The sequence below is a fragment of the Streptomyces achromogenes genome (assembly GCF_030816715.1).
GTDB lineage: Bacteria > Actinomycetota > Actinomycetes > Streptomycetales > Streptomycetaceae > Streptomyces > Streptomyces achromogenes_A.
In genome coordinates, this window is sequence record NZ_JAUSYH010000001.1 from 3794542 (window position 1) to 3813961 (window position 19420).

Genomic DNA, 19420 nt, shown 5'->3' on the forward strand with positions numbered 1-19420 from the left:
CGGCCATGGGAGCAGGCCACGCCCACCGGCTCTACCTGCACGGACACTCGGCCGTGCACGGTCTGCCGCCGCACACCAAGCTCGCCGCCGTCCTCGCGTTCGTGGTCGTCGTGGTGTCGACGCCCCGGGAGGCGATGTGGGCGTTCGGCCTGTACGCGCTGCTGCTGGCCTTCGTCACGCATCGCGCGCGCGTGCCCGCCGGTCTCCTGCTGAAGCGGCTGCTGATCGAGGCGCCGTTCGTCGCGTTCGCCGTGCTGATGCCGTTCGTGGCGGAGGGCGAGCGGGTGGACGTCCTCGGACTGTCCCTCAGCGTCGACGGACTGTGGGGTGCCTGGAACGTGCTCGCGAAGGGCACCCTGGGCGTCGCCGCGTCCGTGCTGCTGGCGTCCACCACCGAACTGCGGGAGCTGCTGCTCGGGTTGCAGCGGCTCAAACTGCCGCCGCTGCTCGTGCAGATCGCCTCCTTCATGATCCGCTACGGCGACGTCATCGCGGACGAGATGCGGCGCATGCGGATCGCCCGGGAGTCACGCGGCTTCGAGGCCCGGGGAGTGCGGCACTGGGGGGTGCTCGCGAAGTCGGCGGGCGCGCTGTTCATCCGCTCCTACGAACGGGGCGAACGCGTGCACCTGGCCATGATCAGCCGGGGGTACGCCGGCTCCATGCCGGTGATCGACGAGGTGACCGCGTCCCGGGCCCAGTGGTCGTACGCGCTGGCCCTCCCGTTCGCCGCTCTCGTCGTCTGCGTGTTGGGATGGACTCTGTGACTGACGTGACGCCATCGCCCGGCCTGACGGCATCCCCCGACGTACCGGCATCCCCCGACGTACCGGCCTCCCCCGACGTACCGGCCTCCCCCGACGTGCCGGCCTCCCTCGACGTGGCCGGACTGGCCTTCGCCTACCCCGACGGGCACCAGGCCCTGTTCGGCGTGGACTTCTCCGTCGCGCGCGGGGAGCGGGTCGCGCTGCTCGGGCCGAACGGCGCCGGCAAGACGACGCTCGTGCTGCACCTCAACGGCATCCTGACCGGCGGAACCGGCACGGTGACGGTGGCCGGACTGCCCGTGGACAAGCGGCACATGGCCGAGATCCGGCGCAAGGTCGGCATCGTCTTCCAGGACCCGGACGACCAGCTGTTCATGCCGACCGTCCGCGAGGACGTGGCGTTCGGACCGGCGGCGGCCGGACTGAAGGGGGCCGTGCTGGAGGCGCGGGTCGACCACGCGCTTGCGCAGGTGGGCATGGCGGAGTTCAAGGACCGTCCGCCGCACCATCTCTCCTTCGGGCAGCGGCGCCGGGTGGCCGTCGCGACGGTCCTCGCGATGGAGCCGGAGATCCTCGTCCTGGACGAGCCGTCCTCCAACCTCGACCCTGCCTCGCGCCGCGAACTGGCCGATATCCTGCGGGGGTTGGACGTCACGGTGCTCATGGTCACCCATGACCTGCCGTACGCCCTGGAGCTCTGCCCGCGCGCCCTGGTCCTCAGCGAGGGCGTGATCGCGGCGGACGGCCCGACGGGCGAGCTGCTCGCCGACGACGCCCTCATGCGCGCCCACCGGCTGGAGCTGCCCTTCGGGTTCGACCCGCGCTCCGCGACAATGGGCGCGTGACTGACGAGGAACCCGCCGCCGACCGCTCACTGCTGCTCCTCGACGAGCAGCTCTGCTTCGCGCTGTACGCGGCTCAGCGCGCGGTGACGGCCGCCTACCGGCCGCTGCTGGACGAGCTGGGCCTGACCTACCCGCAGTACCTCGTACTGCTGGTGCTGTGGGAGCGCGGCGAGACGAGGGTCAAGGACCTGGCGTCGGCGCTGCGGCTGGACTACGGCACGATGTCACCGCTGCTGAAGCGCCTGGAGGCGGCGGGGCTGGTGCGCCGGGAGCGTTCGGCGCACGACGAGCGGTCGGTGCTGGTGGCGTGCACCGGCCCCGGCGAGGAGCTGAAAAAGCGTGCGGAGCGCGTCCCGGGGGCGCTGCTCGCGTCGACGGGGCTGGGGACGGCGGAGGTCGCGCGGCTGCGCGAGGAGCTGTGGGGCCTCGCGGAGCGGGCGCACCCGACGGCGGACCCGCGCCCGCCAGGACCCACCTCCGTGCCCACCCGGTAAGACTCACCCCTGCCCGCCCGGGCCCCACTCTGCCCGCGCCCGCCCGGGCCCACCCCCGTGCGCGCCCGCTGGGACTCCCCCTGGGGCGGCCGTCCGGCCGGTCGGACACATCCGTGACGCGAGCCGAAGTTACCGGGGGTTACGTGCCCCTGCCCGGGACGCGCCTACCTACCGGCCGGTACCTTGTGCACGATGTAATTGGGGAAGATGTTTGGGGAGGGACCGCCGTGACAGAGGGCGCCGCAGCCGGCACGACCGAGACCGCCGGGACGGGCGGGACGGCCGGCACCGCCGACACCCGTCCGACGAAGATCATGTACGTCGCCGAGGCCACCGCGCACGGGGGCCGCGACGGGTTCGTGACCAGTCAGGACGGACAGATCGAGCTGAAGGTGGCGATGCCGCCGCAGCTGGGCGGCGACGGCAACGGCACCAACCCGGAGCAGCTCTTCGCGGCCGGCTACAGCTCCTGCTTCCACAACGCGCTGATCCTGGTCGGCAACCGGGCGGGCTACGACCTGACGGGGTCGACGGTGGCGGCCAAGGTCGGGATCGGCCCCAACAGCACCAAGGGCTACGGACTCGCGGTGGCGCTCAGCGTCTCGCTCCCCGTGCTGGACCCGGGCCTCGCGGAGAAGCTGGTGGACGCGGCGCACCAGGTGTGCCCGTACTCGAACGCCACGCGCGGCAACATCGATGTAACGATCCTCCTCGGCTGACGCGGCGCAGGAATCGCAGGCTCGCCCCGGGCGTTCCCCGAGGAGTCGAAGGCGCTCGAAGAGAAGGCGCTGGAGTCGTAGGCGAACTGCGAGAGGGCGTGCGGGCGTGGACGTGAGCGGTGCGGTGGCCGAGGGCTTCGAGCCGGTCCGGGAGGCGTTCGCACGGAACTTCGAGGCGCTCGGCGACCGGGGCGCGGCGGTCGCCGTCTACCGGGACGGCCGCAAGGTCGTCGACCTGTGGGGCGGCACGAAGGACGTCGACGGCACGGCGCCCTGGGAGCGGGGCACCGCCCAGATCGTGCGCTCGGCGACCAAGGGCGTGGTCGCCGCCGGCCTCCTGCTGCTGCACCAGCGCGGCGAGCTGGACCTGGACGCTCCCGTGGGAACGTACTGGCCCGAGTACAAGGCGGCCGGCAAGGAGCGCACCCTCGTACGGCATGTCCTCGCGCACCGCGCGGGCGTGCCGGTCCTCGACCGGCCGCTGACGCCCGCCGAGGCCGCCGACCCCGACCTCGGCGCGGCGGCGGTCGCGGCGCAGGCCCCGGTCTGGGAGCCCGGGACGGACCACGGGTACCACGCGCAGACCTACAGCTGGCTGACCGGCGAGCTGGTGCGGCGGATCACCGGGCGGAAGGTCGGCGAGTGGATCGCCGACGAGATCGCCCGGCCGCTCGGCGCCGACCTGTGGCTCGGACTCCCGGCGGCGCGGCGCGGGCGGGCGGGGCGCGTGGGCAAAGTGGAGGCGCCGGCGCAGACCGGCGCGCTGAGGACCCGGCCCAAGCCCGCCGTCACCGCCGCCTACGCCGATCCGGCCTCCCTCACCCGGCGCGCCTTCGCCGCGATCACCCCGCTGCCCGACGAGAACGACGCCGCGTACCGGGCCGCCGCACTGCCCGCCTCCAACGGCATCGCGACCGCCGACGGCCTGGCCCGCTTCTACGCGTCGCTGATCGGCGAGGTGGAGGGCGGAGTGCGGCTGCTGCGGCCGGAGACGGTGGAACTCGCGCGCGGCGAGCAGTCGTCAGGGCCGGACCGGGTCCTGGTGGTGAACACCCGGTTCGGCCTCGGCCCCATGCTGCACGGCACGGCCTCCCCGCTGCTGTCCCCCGGTGCCTTCGGCCACCCGGGCCGCGGCGGCGCCCTCGGCCTCGCCGACCCTGAGTCGGGGACCGCCTTCGCCTATGTCACCAACGGTTTCCGCACGAGCGTGACGGCGGACCCGCGGGCGCAGGCGCTGCTCCGGGCGCTGCGGACGGCGACCGCGACGACGTCGTGACACCGGCGGTGGCAGTCGCGGTGGCGGCGGCGGCAGCCGTGACCGCGGCGTCGGAACCGACGCCGATGCCTATGCCCACGCCCACGCCCACCCCGGCGTCGGTGGCGTCTACACGTTGATCGAGTGCGACGTCCGTCCCGAGGCGTCGTCGATCTCGGTGTGCGCCTTGGTCAGCAGTTGCATGGCGATCTCGTTGAGGGCGCGGGCGCCGGCGATCTCCTCGCCGACCCGGGGCTGGTCCGCGTCCACGGCGTGCCGGCTGGCGTGCCCCTGGGACCGGACCTCGGTCCCGTCGGGCAGCCGCACCAGCGCGGCCGCGCGCGTGTGCCGGTCGTCCTCCTCGAACTCCAGCTCGACATGCCATCCGACCGTGGTGCGTGTTGCGGTGTGCGTCATGACGGTCACCTCCGAAGCCTCTGGTTCCAGGGTGCGCCTCGCGGCGGGCGGCCGCACCCAGCGACCGCACCCAGCGGACGGGCCGGGCCGGCAGGCGTCAGCCCGGGTGCAGCATCAGACCGATGACGACGACCAGCAGCCCGGCCGCGACGAGGCGCGGCGCCCCGAACCGCTCCTTGAAGGACAGCGCCCCGATGGCCGCCCCGACCAGGACCGACGACGCGCGCAGGGCTGCGACCAGGGCAGGACGGCGGCGGTGACCGGCGGGGTCAGGCGGTGCGTTCGCGGACGTCCACGAGGGCCGCGCCGGCGTGGTGGACGAGGGCGTCGGGGGCGATGGGGAAGACGGCGTGCGGATCGCCGGCCGCCGCCCAGACGACGCCGTGTGCCAGGAGGCCCCGGTCGGCGAGGACCCGCGTGCGTGTGCGGTGCCCGAAGGGCGGCACCCCGCCGATCGCGTACCCCGTCGTCTCCCGCACGACGTCGGCGGCCGCCCTCGTCACGCGCTGCGCGCCGAGTTCCCGCCGCACGCGCTCGACGTCGACCCGGGAGGCCCCGTCCATCAGCACGAGGACCGGCGCGCCGTCCGCCGCGAAGATGAGGGACTTGCAGATCTCGGCCGGTTCGCAGCCGATCGCGGCGGCGGCCTCCGCGGCGGTGCGGGTCGCGTCGGGGAAGCGGCGGACGCGCGGGGTCAGCTCGTCGAGGCCGAGCTCGCTCAGGGCCTGGGCGAAGCGGGGGTGGGCGCCGGTGGTCGTCATGCGCGGCACGCTAGCGAGGGTGGCGCCGGGTGCGCGAGCGGAATTGTCCGGTAAGTGTCCGGGGCGGCGCGAAATCCCGTCCCTGTTGTCATTGGCATGCCATACGCTGCTGCTCTGCCGCGTTCACGCGCCCGCTGCGGGTGCGAAGGGGGGACGCAGGCGTTTCCTCACGCCCGGCGGACACACCGGGCTCTTTTTTCTGGGGGTTCCCATTTCTGTGCGCAGGCGCAGCATCTCGGCCGCGACGACGCTCGCGGTCGTTCTCAGCTCCGCGGTACTCGCCGCGGGTTCGGCGGGAGTGGCCGTGGCCGACTCCGCCAACATCCTTCCGGTGGAGTCGGTCGGCGACATCGTCGTGGACGGCGCCCACCAGCGGGTATACGTCTCCGACCCGCGCGGCGGCAAGATCGTCGTCACCGACTACGCGGGCGCCGTCAAGGCCACCCTGAGCGGGTTGTCCGGCGTGAGCGGCCTCGCGCTGTCCGCCGACTCCGGGCACGTGTACGCCGCTGTCACGAACGGCAGCAGGATCGTCTCGGTGGAGACGGGGACGTATACCGAGACCGCCAGCTACCCGGTGGGTGCGGCTCCGGGCGACCTGGAGGTCGTGGACGGCCGGATCTGGTTCGGCTACGGCTCCGACTTCGGCTCGCTCGACGTCTCCGGCGCCGAACCCGTCGTCCACCTCTCCCAGCGCGGGGACGGCGACTTCTCCGGCACCGCGCTCCTGGGCGCCGACCCGGCCGTCCCGGGCGTCCTGGTGGCCGGCAACGGCGGCCGGGTCGCCGTCTACGACCTCTCGGCCGACGGGGCCACGCTGCGGGCCAAGGGCGACATGGACGGGTCCGTGAAGCAGCTGGACCTGACGCCCGACGGCAAGCAGGTCCTCACCTCGTGGGGCTCGCCCGGCTTCGGCTACGGCATCGGCGCCTACTCGACCACCGACCTCGCCGAGCAGTCCGGCTACGCCATCGACGCGTACCCGAACGCCGTGCGGGTCGCACCCGACGGCAGCGTCGCGGGCGGCAGCTTCTCCTGGTACGACCCCGACGTCCACGTCATCCGGCCGGGCGCGACGACGCCGGTGCGCGAGTACGACTTCCCCAACACCGGCAACAGCAGCGGCGCCGACACCCTCGTCGACGGCGCGCTCGCCTGGGCGCCGGACAGCAGCCGGGTGTTCGCGGTCTCCGTGAACACCGCGGACGTCTTCACCCTGCGCGCGCTGACGGACCCGACCAAGGAGGTTCCGGCGCTGAAGGTGACGGCTCCGGTCAAGGCGGAACGCGCCAAGCAGCTCACCGTCACCGGCCGACTGACCTCGGCGACGCCGCTTTCGGCCGGCACCGCCCTCAAGGTGACCCGGGCGGACCTCGAGTCGCCGGGCGGCAAGGTCCTCGCCCCGGTCAAGACCAAGGCCGACGGCTCGTTCGCGTTCACGGACGTCCCGCCCGCCGGCGGCAAGGTCACCTACCGGGTGTTCTTCGCGGGCGACGCCGGCCACGCGGCCACCGTCGGCTCCGACGTGGTGGCCGTCTCGCGCAAGGCGACCGCGCTCACCGTCACCAACAACGCCAAGCTGTACGCGTACGGCAAGGACGTCACGTTCACGGCGCACCTGGGCGCGACGTACAGGAACCGCACGGTGGCGATCTACGTCGACCCCGCCGGCTCCGACAAGCCGAAGAAGCTGGTCAAGAACGCCAGGGTCAACGCGCAGGGCAACCTGTCGGTGGTCGTCGACATGACCCGCGACACGGCCGTCACCGCCGTCTTCGCGGGCGACGCGCGCAGCGCCGACAAGACCGCGAAGTCCACCGCGGGCGCCTACGCGAAGGTGTCGACCGCCGTCTCCCGGCACTACAAGACGGGGAGGATCGGCTCCACGACGTACTCCTACTTCCGCAAGAACACCGACCCGCTGTTCACCACGACCATGAACTACTACGCGGGCCGCCAGCAGCGCCTGCAGGTCCAGGTCTACTACCAGGGTTCCTGGTACGACTCCGGGTCCCAGTACTTCCCGGTGGGCGCCAACGGAAAGTCCGCCGTCACGCTGGAGGCTCCCGGCGAGGCGGGCATCCGCGCCCGGATCCGCTCGTCGTACATCGACGGCTCCTCCGGCGACAACGTCAACGCGACGACGCACGGCGCCTGGAAGTACATCGTCTTCACCAACTGAGCACGGCCCGCGGAAGGGTCCGCGGCATGACACGGCGACGCGCCCGCCCCGGAAGGGGTCGGGCGCGCCGCGCGTGGTGGGGCCGGGTCAGTGGCGGTCGTCGCCGTGGTGACGGTCGTCGCCGTGGTGGCGGTCGTTGCCGTGGTGGCGGTCGTTGCCGTGGTGGCGGTCGTTGCCGTGGTGACGGTCGTTGCCGTGGTGACGGTCGTTGCCGTGGTGACGGTTGTGACCCCAGGACTCCTGGTCCACGCGGCGGCCGTGGTCGTCGCGCAGGGTGGCGGTGTCGGAGCGGTTGTCCCACACCTCGCGACGGCGGTCCTGGTACAGGTCGGTGCGGGTGTCGCGGCCCACACCGGTGTGGACGCGCACCGTGGAGCGCGGGGCCAGACGGTAGTGGCGGAAGGTGTACTTGTCGCCCCGATCGTCGGAGAGCGTCCACCCGTCCAGGTTGACGGTGTGACGGGTGTTGTTGCTCAGCTCCACCCACTCCTTGTTCAGGGAGAAGGCCGAGCGGTCGTCCCGACCCGGTGCGTCGTAGTGCACGGCGCTGATCTCCACCTGCGGCCGGTTCGGACGCGAGGTCGCGGTGGCCGACGCCGGCAGTGTCGCCGCCCCGGTCACAGCGGCGGCGACGATCGCGACGGCGGTGAGACGACGGGCGGAAACAGAGGAAACGGACACAAGGTCTCCTTGCTTGGTGCGATTGCGGCCCCTCGGCCGCAGAACCAGATTGGCCCACCCGGCCCGTCCCAAGTGGCTCAATACTGCTGCACGTTACGAATCATGCACATTCCGGTGACAGTAGCCTTCCATGTCCATCTATGTCCTGAAGGCGCCGGACCCGTTGGGCCACCGGCCCCGTGCGGCCCGGGCGCGTGCGGCCGTCACCCGATAGTGGGTCACGAAGCGGACCGCGAAGAAAAAGGCCGGTGAGGGCGCCCCGTCCCCACGGAGCCCTCACCGGCGGTCTTTCGGACGGTCCGAGGCGTCAGACGCGGACCAGTTCGCGGTCCTCGTCGCCCGCGTCGGAGGGGGTGCGCAGTCCCTCGCCCTCGACGTCCACGTTGGGCAGGGCGCGGTCCAGCCACTTCGGCAGCCACCAGGCCTTCTTGCCGAGCAGCGCGAGCACCGCCGGGACGATCGCCATGCGGACGACGAACGCGTCGAAGAAGACGGCGATCGCGAGGCCGAAGCCGATCATCTTGATCATGGACTCGCTGGAGCTGATGAAGCCGCCGAACACGGCCATCATGATGACCGCGGCGGCGGCCACCACCTTGGCGCTGTACCGGAAGCCGGTGACCACGGCCTGGCTCGGGCTCTCGCCGTGGACATACGCCTCCCGCATCCGGGTCACGAGGAACACCTCGTAGTCCATCGCGAGGCCGAACACCACGCCCACCATGAAGATCGGCATCATCGACATGATCGGGCCGGTCTCCTCGACGCCGATCAGGCCGCCGAGCCAGCCCCACTGGAAGACCGCGACGACGGCGCCGAGCGCGGCGAGCACGCTGAGCAGGAAGCCGAGGGCCGCCTTCAGCGGGACCAGGACGGAGCGGAAGACCACGATCAGCAGCAGGAAGGCCAGGCCGACCACCAGGCCCAGGTACGGGATCAGCGCGTCGTTGAGCTTCTGCGAGAAGTCGATGTTCATCGCGGTGGTGCCGGTGACCAGGACCTGCGCGCCGGTGTCGGCCCTGACGTCGGCGCCCTGGCCGCGGATGGCGTGCACCAGGTCCTCGGTCTGCGTCGAGGACGGCTTGGAGTCCGGGATCACGGTGATGGTGGCGGTGTCGCCGGCCTTGTTGAACATGGCCGGGGTGACCGTCGCGACGTCCCCGAGCTTCTTGATCCCGTCGGTCACCGAGGTGGCCGCGGCCTTGGGGTCGTCACTGTCCGCGGCGTCGACCACGATCATCAGAGGGCCGTTGAACCCGGGGCCGAAGCCCTCCGACAGCAGGTCGTAGGCCCGGCGCTGCGTCGTGGACGTCGGCTGCGAGCCGTCGTCGGGCAGACCCAGCTCCAGCTGGGTGGCCGGGACGGCGATCGCTCCGAGACCGACCACGCCGAGCAGCAGCACGGCGGCCGGACGGCGGATGACGAAGCTCGCCCAGCGGACGCCCGGGCCGGGCTTGGCCTGCTCGCCCTGCTTGCCCTTCGCGGCGGCCGGCCTGCGCTTCTCACCGGTGGCCCTGATCTTCCCGCCCGCGTATCCGAGCAGCGCAGGGATCATGGTCAGCGCGATGAGGACGGCGACCACGACCGTGCCCGCCGCGGCGAGGCCCATCTTGGTCAGCATCGGCACGTTGACGACCGCGAGGCCCGCCAGGGCGATGACGACCGTCAGGCCGGCGAAGACCACGGCCGAGCCGGCGGTGCCGGTGGCGCGGCCGACCGCCTCCTCGCGGTCACGGCCCTCGGCGAGCTCGCTGCGGTAGCGGGAGACGATGAACAGCGCGTAGTCGATGCCGACCGCGAGGCCGATCATCAGCGCGAGGGTGGAGGTGGTGTCGCCGAGGTCGAGCGCCTTGGCGAGGGCGGTGATGGTGGAGACGCCGATGCCGACGCCGATGATCGCGGTGAGCAGCGGCAGTCCGGCCGCGACCAGCGAGCCCAGGGTGAGGACGAGGACGACGGCGGCGATCGCGAGACCGACCGCCTCACCGATCGCACCGGGTTCGGCCGCGGCCTGGAGGGCGTCGCCTCCGACGTCGACGGTCAGTCCGGTGGCCCGGGCCGTGTCGCCGGCCGCCTCGAGGGCGTCCCGGGTCGAGTCCCGCAGTTCCATGCCGGGGACGTCGTACTTGACGGACGTGTAGGCGACCGTCCCGTCCTTGCTCACGGCGTTCGTCGTGAAGGGGTCGGTGACGGAGGTGACCTCGGAGCCGTCGCGCAGGGCCTTGACGGTCTTGTCGACGGTCGCCCTGTTGGCGGCGTCGGTCATCTTCTGGCCCTCGGGCGCCTTGAAGACGATGCGCCCGGTCCCGCCGTCGGCACTGGCTCCGGGGAAGCGCTGTTCCAGCAGGTCGAAGGCCTTCTGGGCCTCGACTCCCGGTATGGAGAAGGAGGTTGTCCCGGCGGCGGGCGCGGAGGCGGCGCCGACGCCGGCGAGGGTCAGCAGCGCGACCCATATGAGGGCGACGAAGTGGCGGCGGCGGAAGGCGAGCCGGCCGAGTCGATAGAGGAACGTGGCCACGGAGGCGTACTCCCGGTCAGGTCGTGGTGTAGGGCCGCGGTTCCGGCGCGGGCCCGGGGGCAGGGTTGACCAACCCGGCGGGGAGGCAGGGGTGATCGGCCCGACGACGTGAGCGGTGACGTCAGGTTGGGCGGACCGTGGGGACGGTCAGGTGGCGGGATTCGGCGCGCAGAGGGCGGGGAGCACCACGGCGTCGATGTACGAGAGGAGGAAGTCCTGCGTCGGGGGCTGCTCGTCGAGCAGTGTCCGGGCCGCGAACGCCCCGATCATCATGTGCATCATGAACTCGGCCGCGGGGTTGTCCGCGCGGACTTCCCCCCGGTCGATCGCCCGCGACAGCAGCAGGCGGAACTCGGCCAGCTCCGGCTCGATGAGGTGTTCCTTGAACGCCTTCAGCAGGTCCGGGTTCTCGTGGACGGCCATGGCCAGCCCTCGCATGAGCGCGGAGTTCTGCTCCATCTGGCAGTCGTCCGAACGCAGGGTGAGGGCGTGCAGGTCGCCGCGCAGGGACCCGGTGTCGATCTCGCCGAGGGAGCCGCCCGGCTTGCTGTGCCGGACCGCCTTCGCCACCAGCTCGGGCTTGCCGCCCCACTGGCGGTAGAGCGTCGCCTTGCTGGACCTGGTGCGGGCGGCGACGGCGTCCATGGTGAGGGCGTCGTAGCCGACTTCGCGGAGCAGCTCGAGCACGGCCTCGTACAGCTCGGCCTCGCGCTCGGGGGTGATACGGCTACGACGCGCCGTTGCGACCTCGGTCATTCCGCTCACCTTCCCACTCCGCACCGCCACAGTCTCCTGTTCGTACACGCCGAATGTAGCGCATCCCGCTGCGAAACGAAACAGTTTCGTACGTGCCCTCGCTCACCCGGCCGTCCCCCCGTCGCCCAGGTGATCGTCACGTGATCGTCCACGACGCGCCTTTGTCATAACTTGCTCCGGTCCATCCCCCGGAAAAGCATGGGAAGGTGAGCTATCTGCGTCTGCCCCATCTCAGCGGTGACCTGTTGTGCTTCGTGGCCGAGGACGACCTCTGGCTGACCCCTCTCGACGACCCCGGACGGGCCTGGCGGCTCACCGTCGACCGCACCAAGGCCGGCCACCCCCGCTTCTCCCCCGACGGCCGCCACATCGCGTACACGAGCTGGCGCAGCCTGGTCCCGGAGATCCACGTGGTCCCGGTGGACGGCGGCCCGGGGCGGCGCCTCACGTACTGGGGCAGCTCCGACACCCAGGTCCGCGGCTGGACGCCCCCCGGCCCGGACGGGAACGCCGACATCCTCGCCGTCGCCTCCCACGGCGAGCCGTTCTCCTACTTCACCTGGTCCTACAAGGTCCCCACCGACGGCTCGCCCGGCCGCAAGCTCCCCTGGGGCCCGGTCTCCGACCTCCAGGCCGCCGACGTCGACGGTGAGCGCCGCACCCTCCTGCTCACCGGCACTCCCCCGCACGAGCCGGCCGCCTGGAAGCGCTACCGCGGCGGCGCCACCGGCCGCCTGTGGCTGCACGGGCGGCGCCTGCTGGAAGGCCTCGACGGGCACCTCGCCTGCCCGCTCTTCGTCGGCGACCGCATCGCCTTCCTCTCCGACCACGAGGGCGTCGGCAACCTGTACTCCTGCGCCCACGACGGCTCCGACCTTCGCCGGCACACCGACCACGACGCCTTCTACGCCCGGCACGCCGCCGGCGACGGCACCCGCGTCGTCTACCAGTGCGCCGGCGAGCTGTGGATCGTCGACGACCTCACCGCGGGCTCCGCGCCGCGCCGCCTCGACGTGCGTCTCGGCGGACCGCGGGCCGGCCGGCGGCCGTACCAGATCCCGGCCGCCCAGCACGTGGACGGCATCTCCGTCGACGAGACGGGACGCGCGAGCGCCGTCGTCGTCCGCGGCAGCCTCTACTGGCTGACCCACCGGGACGGCCCCGCCCGGACCATCAGCGACACGCCCGGGGTACGGGTGCGGTTGCCGGAGATGCTCGGCTCGGGCGGCCAGGTCGCCTACGTCACCGACGCGGACGGCGAGGACGCCGTCGAGATCGCCTACCTGCCGCGCGCCAGCGGCGACCGCGCGCCGCGCCGGCTGGCCTCCGGAAGGCTCGGGCGGGTCCTCGAGATGGTGTCCGACCCGGAGGGCGAACGGCTCGCGATCGCCTCGCACGACGGCCGGCTGCTGCTCGTCGACGTGAGCGAGGACCCCGGGACGGGCTCCCCGGCACAGGCCGGGGAGGACGAGGTCACCGAGCTGACCGCCTCGGTCAACGGTCCCGTCCGCGACCTGGCGTTCTCGCCGGACGGCAGCTGGCTGACCTGGTCGCACCCGGGCATCGGCCGCTCCCTGCGGCAGATCAAGATGGCCCGCGTGCCCGGCGTGGCGAACGGCGAGCAGCTGATCGTCGACGTCACCGACGGACGGTTCGAGGACGAGAACCCGGTCTTCACCCGGGACGGCCGCTATCTCGCGTTCCTGTCCTGGCGCGGCTTCGACCCGGTGTACGACGTGCACACCGGCGACCTGTCCTTCCCGCTGGGCTGCCGCCCCTACCTGGTGCCGCTGTCCTCGGCCACCCCCTCGCCCTTCGCGCTGACCCCGGAGGGCCGTCCGGCCGCCGGCGGACTGGACCCGCTGCAGGACGGCGAGGGCGGTGAGACGGGCGACGGGACCGTGACCGTCGAGGCCGAGGGGCTGGAGAGCCGGGTCACCCCCTTCCCCGTGCCGGCGTCCAAGTACTCCGCCCTGTACCCGGTCGCGGGCGGCGGACTGGTGTGGCTGCGCTGGCCGATCTCCGGCGCGCTGGGCGAGACGTTCGCGAACCCGGACGACACCAGCGGCCGTCCGACGCTGGAGCACTTCAGCATCGGCAAGGCCAGGAAGTCCGAACTCGTCGACCACCTCGACTGGTTCGCGCTCAGCGGTGACGGCACCCGGCTGGTCGTCGTCGACGAGGGCGACCTGCGGGCGGTGCCGTCGGCCGAGACCGGGGACCCCGACTCCACGGTCTGGATCGACCTGCGGCGCATCCTGCACGAGGTGGACCCCGGCGCCGAATGGCGACAGGCGTACGAGGAGGCCGGCCGGCTGATCCGCGCCTACTTCTGGGACCCCGGGATGTGCGGCATCGACTGGGACGCGGTGCTCGATCAGTACCGCCCGCTCGTCGAGCGCGTCGCGTCCCCCGACGAGTTCGCGGACCTGCTGCGCGAGGTGCTGGGCGAACTCGGCACCTCGCACGCCTACGTCACCGCCGCCCGCCGCAACGAGGGACCGCCGCACTACCAGCGTCTCCAGGGCCTGCTGGGCGCCAACCTCGTCCGCCGGGACGCCGGCTGGGCCGTCCGCCGAATCCTCCCGGGCGACTCCTCCGACTCCAAGGCGCGCTCACCGCTGGCCGGCACCGGCATCCGGGAGGGCGCGGTGCTCACCCACGTCGACGGCCGGGCGGTCGATCCGGTGACCGGCCCCTACCCGCTGCTGGCCGGGGCCGGCGGCACCACGGTCGAGCTGACCTTCGCCCCGGCCGAAGGCGAGGCGGGCCGGGCGCGCCGGGTGGCCGTCGTCCCGCTCGTCGACGAACGCCCCCTGCGCTACCAGGACTGGGTCGCCAAACGCCGGGCCGTCGTCCGCGAGCTGAGCGGCGGCCGCTGCGGATACCTGCACATCCCCGACATGGGTGGCTCGGGCTGGGCCCAGTTCAACCGCGACCTGCGCATGGAGGTCTCCCGACCCGCGCTGATCGTGGACGTGCGCGGCAACGCGGGCGGCCACATCAGCGAGCTGGTCGTGGAGAAACTGACGCGCACGATCCTCGGCTGGGACCTCACCCGCGACGCCCAGCCGGTGTCGTACGCCTCGAACGCGCCGCGGGGTCCGGTGGTGGCGCTCGCCGACGAGGCGACCTCCTCGGACGGCGACATGATCGCGGCCGCCTTCAAACTGCTGAAGCTGGGCCCGGTGGTCGGCCAGCGCACCTGGGGCGGTGTGGTCGGCATGACGGGACGCCATCAGCTCGGCGACGGCACGGTCATCACCGTCCCGATGAACGCGGCCTGGTTCGACGCGTACGGCTGGTCGGTGGAGAACCGCGGCGTCACCCCCGACCTGGAGGCCCTGCGCACCCCGCTCGACTGGGCCGAGGGCCGGTACGCCCAACTCGACGACGCCGTACGCCTGGCCCTCGACCTCCTCACCCTCACACCCCCGGCGACCCCGCCGGACCTCACCGGCGTGCCCGACCGGTCCCGGCCGCCACTGCCGCCGCGCGGCACGGAGAGGGAGAGGTGAGACGCACTCGGGGCGCCCTTCCGGAGAGGGGCGCCCCGAGTCGCCGGCCTGGGCCGGCAGGTCAGCGGTGACTACATGTCGTAGTCGTGCGCGAGACGGTCGTCGTCGTCGCGCCGCATCCGCTCGGTGTCCTGGCCGGGACGCTCACCGGGACGCTGACCGGAGCGCTCGCCCGGACGCTCGCCGGGGCGGTCGCCGGAGCGGTCGCCGGAGCGGTCCGCGGGCCGCTCGCCGGGGCGCTCACCCGGGCGCTGCTTGCCGCCGCGCTGCTGGACCTGCTCCTTGGCCTGCTGGGCCTTCTGCTGGGCCTTCTGCTGCCACTGCTCGGTCTGGTCCTGGAACTTGTCCTTCATACCCATGTGGGTTCACTCCTGTAGGAGATGAGGGGGGTCGAGGCCCCGTGGTGGGGCCTCGACCAGATTCACACGGGCGGTCACGGCACGCATGTCGATCAACTACGCTGCGTAGCCCTCGACTCCTCGTCGGCGGAGCCGCCCGCACCCACCAGCCCCGTCCGCATCCCCTGCAGCCGGGGCGCGAACCGCCGCATCTCGCGCTGTCCGACCGTCCCGATGAGACCCGGCAGATATCCGCGCACGCCCTGCATGCCGCGCAGCCACCCCTGCCCGTACACATGCGCCGAGCGCCGCTCGATGCCGGCCACGATCCGGTCGACGGCCGGACCGAGCGGGTACGTCTTGTTGGCCGGCCAGGGCAGCCGCTGCCGCAACTCCCGCATCACCTCGTCCTGATCGGCGCCGCGCACCATGTCGGTGTCGGTCCACGACAGGTAGCCGACGCCCACCCGTACGCCCTGGTGGCCGACTTCGGCGCGCAGACAGTGCGCGTACGCCTCCACGCCCGCCTTGGACGCGCAGTACGCGGTCATCATCGGCGCCGGGGTGACCGCGGCCAGCGAGGCGATCTGCAGGAGATAGCCGCGGCTCTCCTTCAGCAGCGGCAGGAAGGCGCGCCCGGTGACCGCCGAGCCGATCAGGTTCACCTCGACGACCCGCCGCCAGGACCGCGGGTCGGAGTCGGCGAACGGACCGCCGCTGGCGACGCCCGCGTTGGCGACCACGATGTCCACCTTGCCGAAGCGCTCCTTCACCTCCGCCGCGACCCGGGTCATCGCCTCGTGGTCGGTGACGTCGGCGTACCAGTGGTCGCTGTCGCCGTGCAGCCGCTCGGAGACCTGCTTGAGCGCGTCCGGCTCCAGACCGACCAGCGCGATCTTCGCGCCGCGCGCGGAGAGCTTGCGGGCCAGCAGCTCGCCCACGCCGCGCGCGGCCCCCGTGACGACGGCGACCTGTCCCTCGAGGCTCACCCTGCTCATGCGCCCTCCTTCAACTGCGAGTAAGTGGTGACGAGTTGCCTGATCCGGCCGGTGACCAGCTCGGGCGCCTCGACCGGCGTCATATGGCCGAGGCCGGGCAGTTCGGTGACGCCGAGACAGTGCGGCAGCGCCGCGGCGATCCGGTGGGCGTGCACCGGCGGGGTGAGCCGGTCGCCGGTGCCGACGATCAGCGCCGTCGGCACACTCAACTCCCGTACCCGGTGGTCGAGGTCGAGCAGGCTCAGCACGTGCGACCAGGCGTGGCGCACCCTGCGCGGACAGGCGTGCACGATGCGGGCGCACGCGTCCACCATGTGCGGGGCGGAACCGGAGCCCATCGTGGCGTACTTGAGGATCCGCTTCGCGACGGGCGTGACCGGTCCGAGGGGCGCCCTCGAGCCGAGGACGTGTCCGGTCAGCCAGGTCCGCAGCCGGCCGGGCCGCAGGGGCAGCACGGTGGACTCGGCGACCAGCCCCGAGGCGCCGGTGCTGCACAGCAGGACCGCCGCCGCATGCTCCCTGAAGGCGTCCCTGGTGGCCGCCGCGAAAACCGTCATGCCGCCCATCGAGTGCCCGGCGATCACGGCCTTCTCGCCGCGCGCGAGCGTCGCGGTGAGCACCGCCTCCAGGTCGTCGGCCAGCATGTCCGTGCTGCACACCGGGCTCGCCGGGGTGCGGCCGTGGCCGCGCTGGTCGTAGGCGATGACCCGGTGGTCGGCGGCGAGGTCCCGGATCTGGTCCGTCCAGAACGCGGTCGAACAGGTCCAGCCGTGCGCGAGGACGACCGCGGGCGCGCCCTCCGGGCCGTGCACCTCGACATGCAGGGACGTGCCGTCGGCGGAGACCGCGGTCAGGTCGCGGCGGGCGCTCACGCCGTCACCTCGCTGTCCGCCGTGCGGGTGCCGGCCGGGGCCGCGGGCGCGCGCAGGACCTCGTACTCGGCGAGGTCCACCCGTCGCGTCGCGCGCCGGAACTCCGAGGTCGTGCCCGGCCAGACGGTGGTGTTGCGGCCGTTCGCGTCCAGGTACCAGCTGGTGCAGCCGCCGGTGTTCCACACCGTGCGCCGCATCCGGTCCTGCACCCGGCGGTTCCAGGCGTGCACGGCGCCCGGGCGGGCGTCCAGGGCCGCCCGGCCCCCGAGGACGTCCAACTGGCGCAGATAGTCGGCCAGGTAGTTCAGCTGCGACTCGATCATGAGGATCATGGAGGAGTTCCCGAGGCCCGTGTTGGGGCCGATGATCGTCATCCAGTTCGGGAAGCCGGCGGCTGAGGCGCCGCGCAGGGCCTCCATGCCGTCCTTCCAGCTCTCCGCCAGCGTTCGCCCCTCGGCGCCCACCACCCGGTCGGCGATCGGCATGTCGGTGACATGGAAGCCGGTGCCGAAGACGATCACGTCCGCCTCGGCCTCGCTGCCGTCGGCGGCGACCAGCGTGGACCCGCGCACCTCGCTCAGCCCGCTCGCGACGACGTCCACGTTGGGCTGCGCGAGGGCCGGATAATAGGCGCTGGACAGCAGGATCCGCTTGCAGCCGATGCGGTAGTCCGGGGTGAGTCTGGCCCGCAGGGCCGGGTCCTTGATGGCACGGGCCATGTTCTGCCGGGCGAGCTTCTCGACGAGACCGAGCTGGTTCGGCCGCTTGGTGAACGCCTGGACCTGCAGCTCCCGGATGCCCCACAGCAGCCCCCGGCGCGCCTGCGCGGTGACCGGCAGGGGCCCGGTGCAGGGCGCGCTCGGCGCCGCTGATCGCCCGGTCGACGCGGGGCATCACCCACGGCGGGGTGCGCTGGAACAGCGTCAGCCGGGAGACGTCGGGCTGGAGGGCGGGCACGATCTGGATGGCGGAGGCGCCGGTGCCGACCATCGCGACGCGCTGCCCGGCGAGGTCGGCGTCGTGGTCCCAGCGTGCCGAGTGGAAGACCTTGCCGGGGAAGGAGTCGAGGCCGGGGATCTCCGGGATCTTCGGGTCGGACAGCGGCCCGGTGGCCGACACGACGACGTCGGCGAACCAGCGCCCCGCGCTCGTCTCGACGTCCCAGCGCAGCTCCCGCGCGTCCCAGGTCATCCGCAGCACCTCGGAGTCGAGCCGCAGGTGCGGCCGCAGCCCGAAGACGTCCGTGACGTGCTCCAGATAGGCGCGGATGTGCTCCTGCCCGGAAAAGGTGCGCGGCCAGTCGGGGTTCGGGGCGAAGGAGAAGGAGTACAGGTGGGAGGGCACGTCGCAGGCGCACCCGGGATAGCTGTTGTCCCGCCAGGTCCCGCCGACGCTGCTCGCCCGCTCCAGGATCACGAAGTCGGTGATCCCCTCCCGGCGCAGCCGCACGGCGGCCCCCAGCCCGCCGAAGCCGGACCCGATCACCGCCACCCGTACGTGTTCGGTCATCCCGACGCCTCCTGCCGTGCGACTCTCGCGACTCTGCCAGTGACTACTGGCGCAATGGGAGCGTAGAGCAGCTCCGTACCGATGGGTAGGCCCGGGGAAGGAAAGTTACCCGCGGTACAACATAGGCTTCGGCCGTGACGGAGAAGAGGGAGTACCGAACGGAGGAGCTGGCCGCGAAGGCCGGCATCACGGTGCGCACCCTGCGCTTCTACCGCGAACGCAAACTGCTCGCGCCGCCCCGCCGCGAGGGCCGCATCGCCTGGTACGACGACCATCACCTGGCCCGTCTGCGCACCATCGCGGCCCTGCTGGAACGCGGCCACACCCTCACCGGCATCGCGGAGCTGGCGGACGCCCTCGACCAGGGCCGCGACGTCGCCGACCTCATCGGCGTCGGCGGCCCCACCGAGGAGGAGCCGGTCCGCCTCACCCCCGAGGAGCTCGCCGCCCGCTTCGAGGGCCAGGTCACCCCGGAGAACCTCGCCACCGCCCTCGAACTCGGCTACCTGGGCACCGACGGCGACGAGATCGTCCACATCAGCCGCCGTCTGCTGGACGTCTCCGCCGCCCTGGTCCGCGAGGGCATCCCGCTCGCGGAGGTACTGGCGGCGGGCGTCCGCGTCCGCGCCCACGCCGACGCGCTCGCCGAACTCTTCACCGACCTGATCCTGCGCCACACCACCGAACAGGAACTCCCCCGCCTGCGCCCGCTGGCCCGCAGCGTCGTCGAGGCGGAGGTCTCCCTGGCCCTCGACCGACGGCTGCGCAAGGAGAGCTGACGGGGCCTCGG

General features: G+C 72.6%; 16 protein-coding genes and 2 pseudogenes. 8 read left to right on the forward strand and 10 right to left on the reverse strand.

Going from position 1 to position 19420, the window contains the following annotated elements:
* The first annotated feature begins 5 nt into the window (after positions 1-5).
* From cbiQ to QF032_RS16915, 5 genes are all read left to right on the forward strand, one after another.
* Complete coding sequence (gene cbiQ, locus QF032_RS16895) at positions 6-767, forward strand: cobalt ECF transporter T component CbiQ (protein WP_307043653.1); 762 nt, start codon at positions 6-8, stop codon at positions 765-767.
* Entirely contained in the window at positions 755-1612 is an 858-nt protein-coding gene (locus QF032_RS16900) for an energy-coupling factor ABC transporter ATP-binding protein (RefSeq protein ID WP_307056389.1), read from the forward strand. The genes cbiQ and QF032_RS16900 overlap by 13 nt, the downstream gene beginning before the upstream one ends.
* Positions 1609-2106: a MarR family winged helix-turn-helix transcriptional regulator gene (locus QF032_RS16905; RefSeq protein WP_307056390.1), complete on the forward strand. Its 498-nt coding sequence runs from the start codon at positions 1609-1611 to the stop codon at positions 2104-2106. The genes QF032_RS16900 and QF032_RS16905 overlap by 4 nt, the downstream gene beginning before the upstream one ends.
* A gap of 314 nt (positions 2107-2420) precedes the next feature.
* Positions 2421-2825, forward strand: a complete 405-nt coding sequence (locus tag QF032_RS16910) for an organic hydroperoxide resistance protein (protein ID WP_307050135.1) — start codon at positions 2421-2423, stop codon at positions 2823-2825.
* Between the two features lie 106 nt (positions 2826-2931).
* Entirely contained in the window at positions 2932-4101 is a 1170-nt protein-coding gene (locus QF032_RS16915; RefSeq protein ID WP_307056393.1) for a serine hydrolase domain-containing protein, read from the forward strand.
* Positions 4102-4209: 108 nt separating this feature from the next.
* Here QF032_RS16915 and QF032_RS16920 read toward each other — a convergent pair whose 3' ends face one another.
* From QF032_RS16920 to QF032_RS16930, 3 genes and pseudogenes are all read right to left on the reverse strand, one after another.
* On the reverse strand, positions 4210-4497 hold the full coding sequence (locus QF032_RS16920) for a DUF1876 domain-containing protein (RefSeq protein WP_307043661.1): 288 nt from the start codon (positions 4495-4497) through the stop codon (positions 4210-4212).
* Between the two features lie 97 nt (positions 4498-4594).
* Positions 4595-4741 (reverse strand): annotated as a pseudogene (locus QF032_RS16925) (EamA family transporter); the annotation flags it as partial.
* 25 nt (positions 4742-4766) lie between these two features.
* On the reverse strand, positions 4767-5258 hold the full coding sequence (locus tag QF032_RS16930; protein WP_307043663.1) for a YbaK/EbsC family protein: 492 nt from the start codon (positions 5256-5258) through the stop codon (positions 4767-4769).
* Positions 5259-5475: 217 nt separating this feature from the next.
* On the opposite strand from QF032_RS16930, the gene QF032_RS16935 reads away from it, so the two are divergent.
* Complete coding sequence (locus QF032_RS16935; protein WP_307056395.1) at positions 5476-7440, forward strand: Ig-like domain repeat protein; 1965 nt, start codon at positions 5476-5478, stop codon at positions 7438-7440.
* Between the two features lie 87 nt (positions 7441-7527).
* Here the strand turns inward: QF032_RS16935 and QF032_RS16940 are convergent, their stop codons facing one another.
* From QF032_RS16940 to QF032_RS16950, 3 genes are all read right to left on the reverse strand, one after another.
* Positions 7528-8121 (reverse strand): lamin tail domain-containing protein, encoded by a 594-nt coding sequence (locus QF032_RS16940; protein WP_307056397.1) that lies wholly within the window; start codon positions 8119-8121, stop codon positions 7528-7530.
* Positions 8122-8428: 307 nt separating this feature from the next.
* Positions 8429-10639, reverse strand: a complete 2211-nt coding sequence (locus QF032_RS16945; protein WP_307056399.1) for an MMPL family transporter — start codon at positions 10637-10639, stop codon at positions 8429-8431.
* Positions 10640-10786: 147 nt separating this feature from the next.
* Positions 10787-11395: a TetR/AcrR family transcriptional regulator gene (locus QF032_RS16950; RefSeq protein ID WP_306951636.1), complete on the reverse strand. Its 609-nt coding sequence runs from the start codon at positions 11393-11395 to the stop codon at positions 10787-10789.
* Positions 11396-11601: 206 nt separating this feature from the next.
* Here QF032_RS16950 and QF032_RS16955 point away from each other — a divergent pair, with 206 nt between their 5' ends.
* Positions 11602-14913, forward strand: a complete 3312-nt coding sequence (locus QF032_RS16955) for a S41 family peptidase (protein WP_307056401.1) — start codon at positions 11602-11604, stop codon at positions 14911-14913.
* Between the two features lie 71 nt (positions 14914-14984).
* On the opposite strand, the gene QF032_RS16960 is transcribed toward QF032_RS16955, so the two are convergent.
* From QF032_RS16960 to QF032_RS16975, 4 genes and pseudogenes are all read right to left on the reverse strand, one after another.
* Positions 14985-15272, reverse strand: a complete 288-nt coding sequence (locus QF032_RS16960) for a hypothetical protein (RefSeq protein ID WP_307043673.1) — start codon at positions 15270-15272, stop codon at positions 14985-14987.
* A 92-nt stretch (positions 15273-15364) separates the two neighbouring features.
* Positions 15365-16249 carry an SDR family oxidoreductase gene (locus tag QF032_RS16965; RefSeq protein ID WP_307056403.1) on the reverse strand — a complete coding sequence of 295 codons (885 nt, stop codon included), beginning with the start codon at positions 16247-16249 and terminating at the stop codon, positions 15365-15367.
* A complete protein-coding gene (locus QF032_RS16970) occupies positions 16246-17121 on the reverse strand; it encodes an alpha/beta fold hydrolase (protein WP_307056405.1) in 876 nt (291 codons plus the stop codon). The genes QF032_RS16965 and QF032_RS16970 overlap by 4 nt, the downstream gene beginning before the upstream one ends.
* Positions 17118-18630, reverse strand: a pseudogene (locus QF032_RS16975) (flavin-containing monooxygenase). The gene QF032_RS16970 and the pseudogene QF032_RS16975 overlap by 4 nt, the downstream one beginning before the upstream one ends.
* 134 nt (positions 18631-18764) lie before the next feature.
* Between QF032_RS16975 and QF032_RS16980 the strand changes: the two are divergent.
* Positions 18765-19409 carry a MerR family transcriptional regulator gene (locus tag QF032_RS16980; RefSeq protein WP_307043679.1) on the forward strand — a complete coding sequence of 215 codons (645 nt, stop codon included), beginning with the start codon at positions 18765-18767 and terminating at the stop codon, positions 19407-19409.
* Positions 19410-19420 lie beyond the last annotated feature (11 nt).

Bases quoted from the DNA above. Each gene is read 5' to 3' on its own strand.
- QF032_RS16965 (WP_307056403.1), bottom strand. From the start codon at position 16,249: ATGAGCAGGGTGAGCCTCGAGGGACAGGTCGCCGTCGTCACGGGGGCC.
- QF032_RS16950 (WP_306951636.1), bottom strand. From the start codon at position 11,395: ATGACCGAGGTCGCAACGGCGCGTCGTAGCCGTATCACCCCCGAGCGC.
- QF032_RS16900 (WP_307056389.1), top strand. From the start codon at position 755: ATGGACTCTGTGACTGACGTGACGCCATCGCCCGGCCTGACGGCATCC.
- QF032_RS16930 (WP_307043663.1), bottom strand. From the start codon at position 5,258: ATGACGACCACCGGCGCCCACCCCCGCTTCGCCCAGGCCCTGAGCGAG.
- QF032_RS16910 (WP_307050135.1), top strand. From the start codon at position 2,421: ATGTACGTCGCCGAGGCCACCGCGCACGGGGGCCGCGACGGGTTCGTG.
- QF032_RS16960 (WP_307043673.1), bottom strand. From the start codon at position 15,272: ATGGGTATGAAGGACAAGTTCCAGGACCAGACCGAGCAGTGGCAGCAG.
- cbiQ (WP_307043653.1), top strand. From the start codon at position 6: ATGGGAGCAGGCCACGCCCACCGGCTCTACCTGCACGGACACTCGGCC.
- QF032_RS16920 (WP_307043661.1), bottom strand. From the start codon at position 4,497: ATGACGCACACCGCAACACGCACCACGGTCGGATGGCATGTCGAGCTG.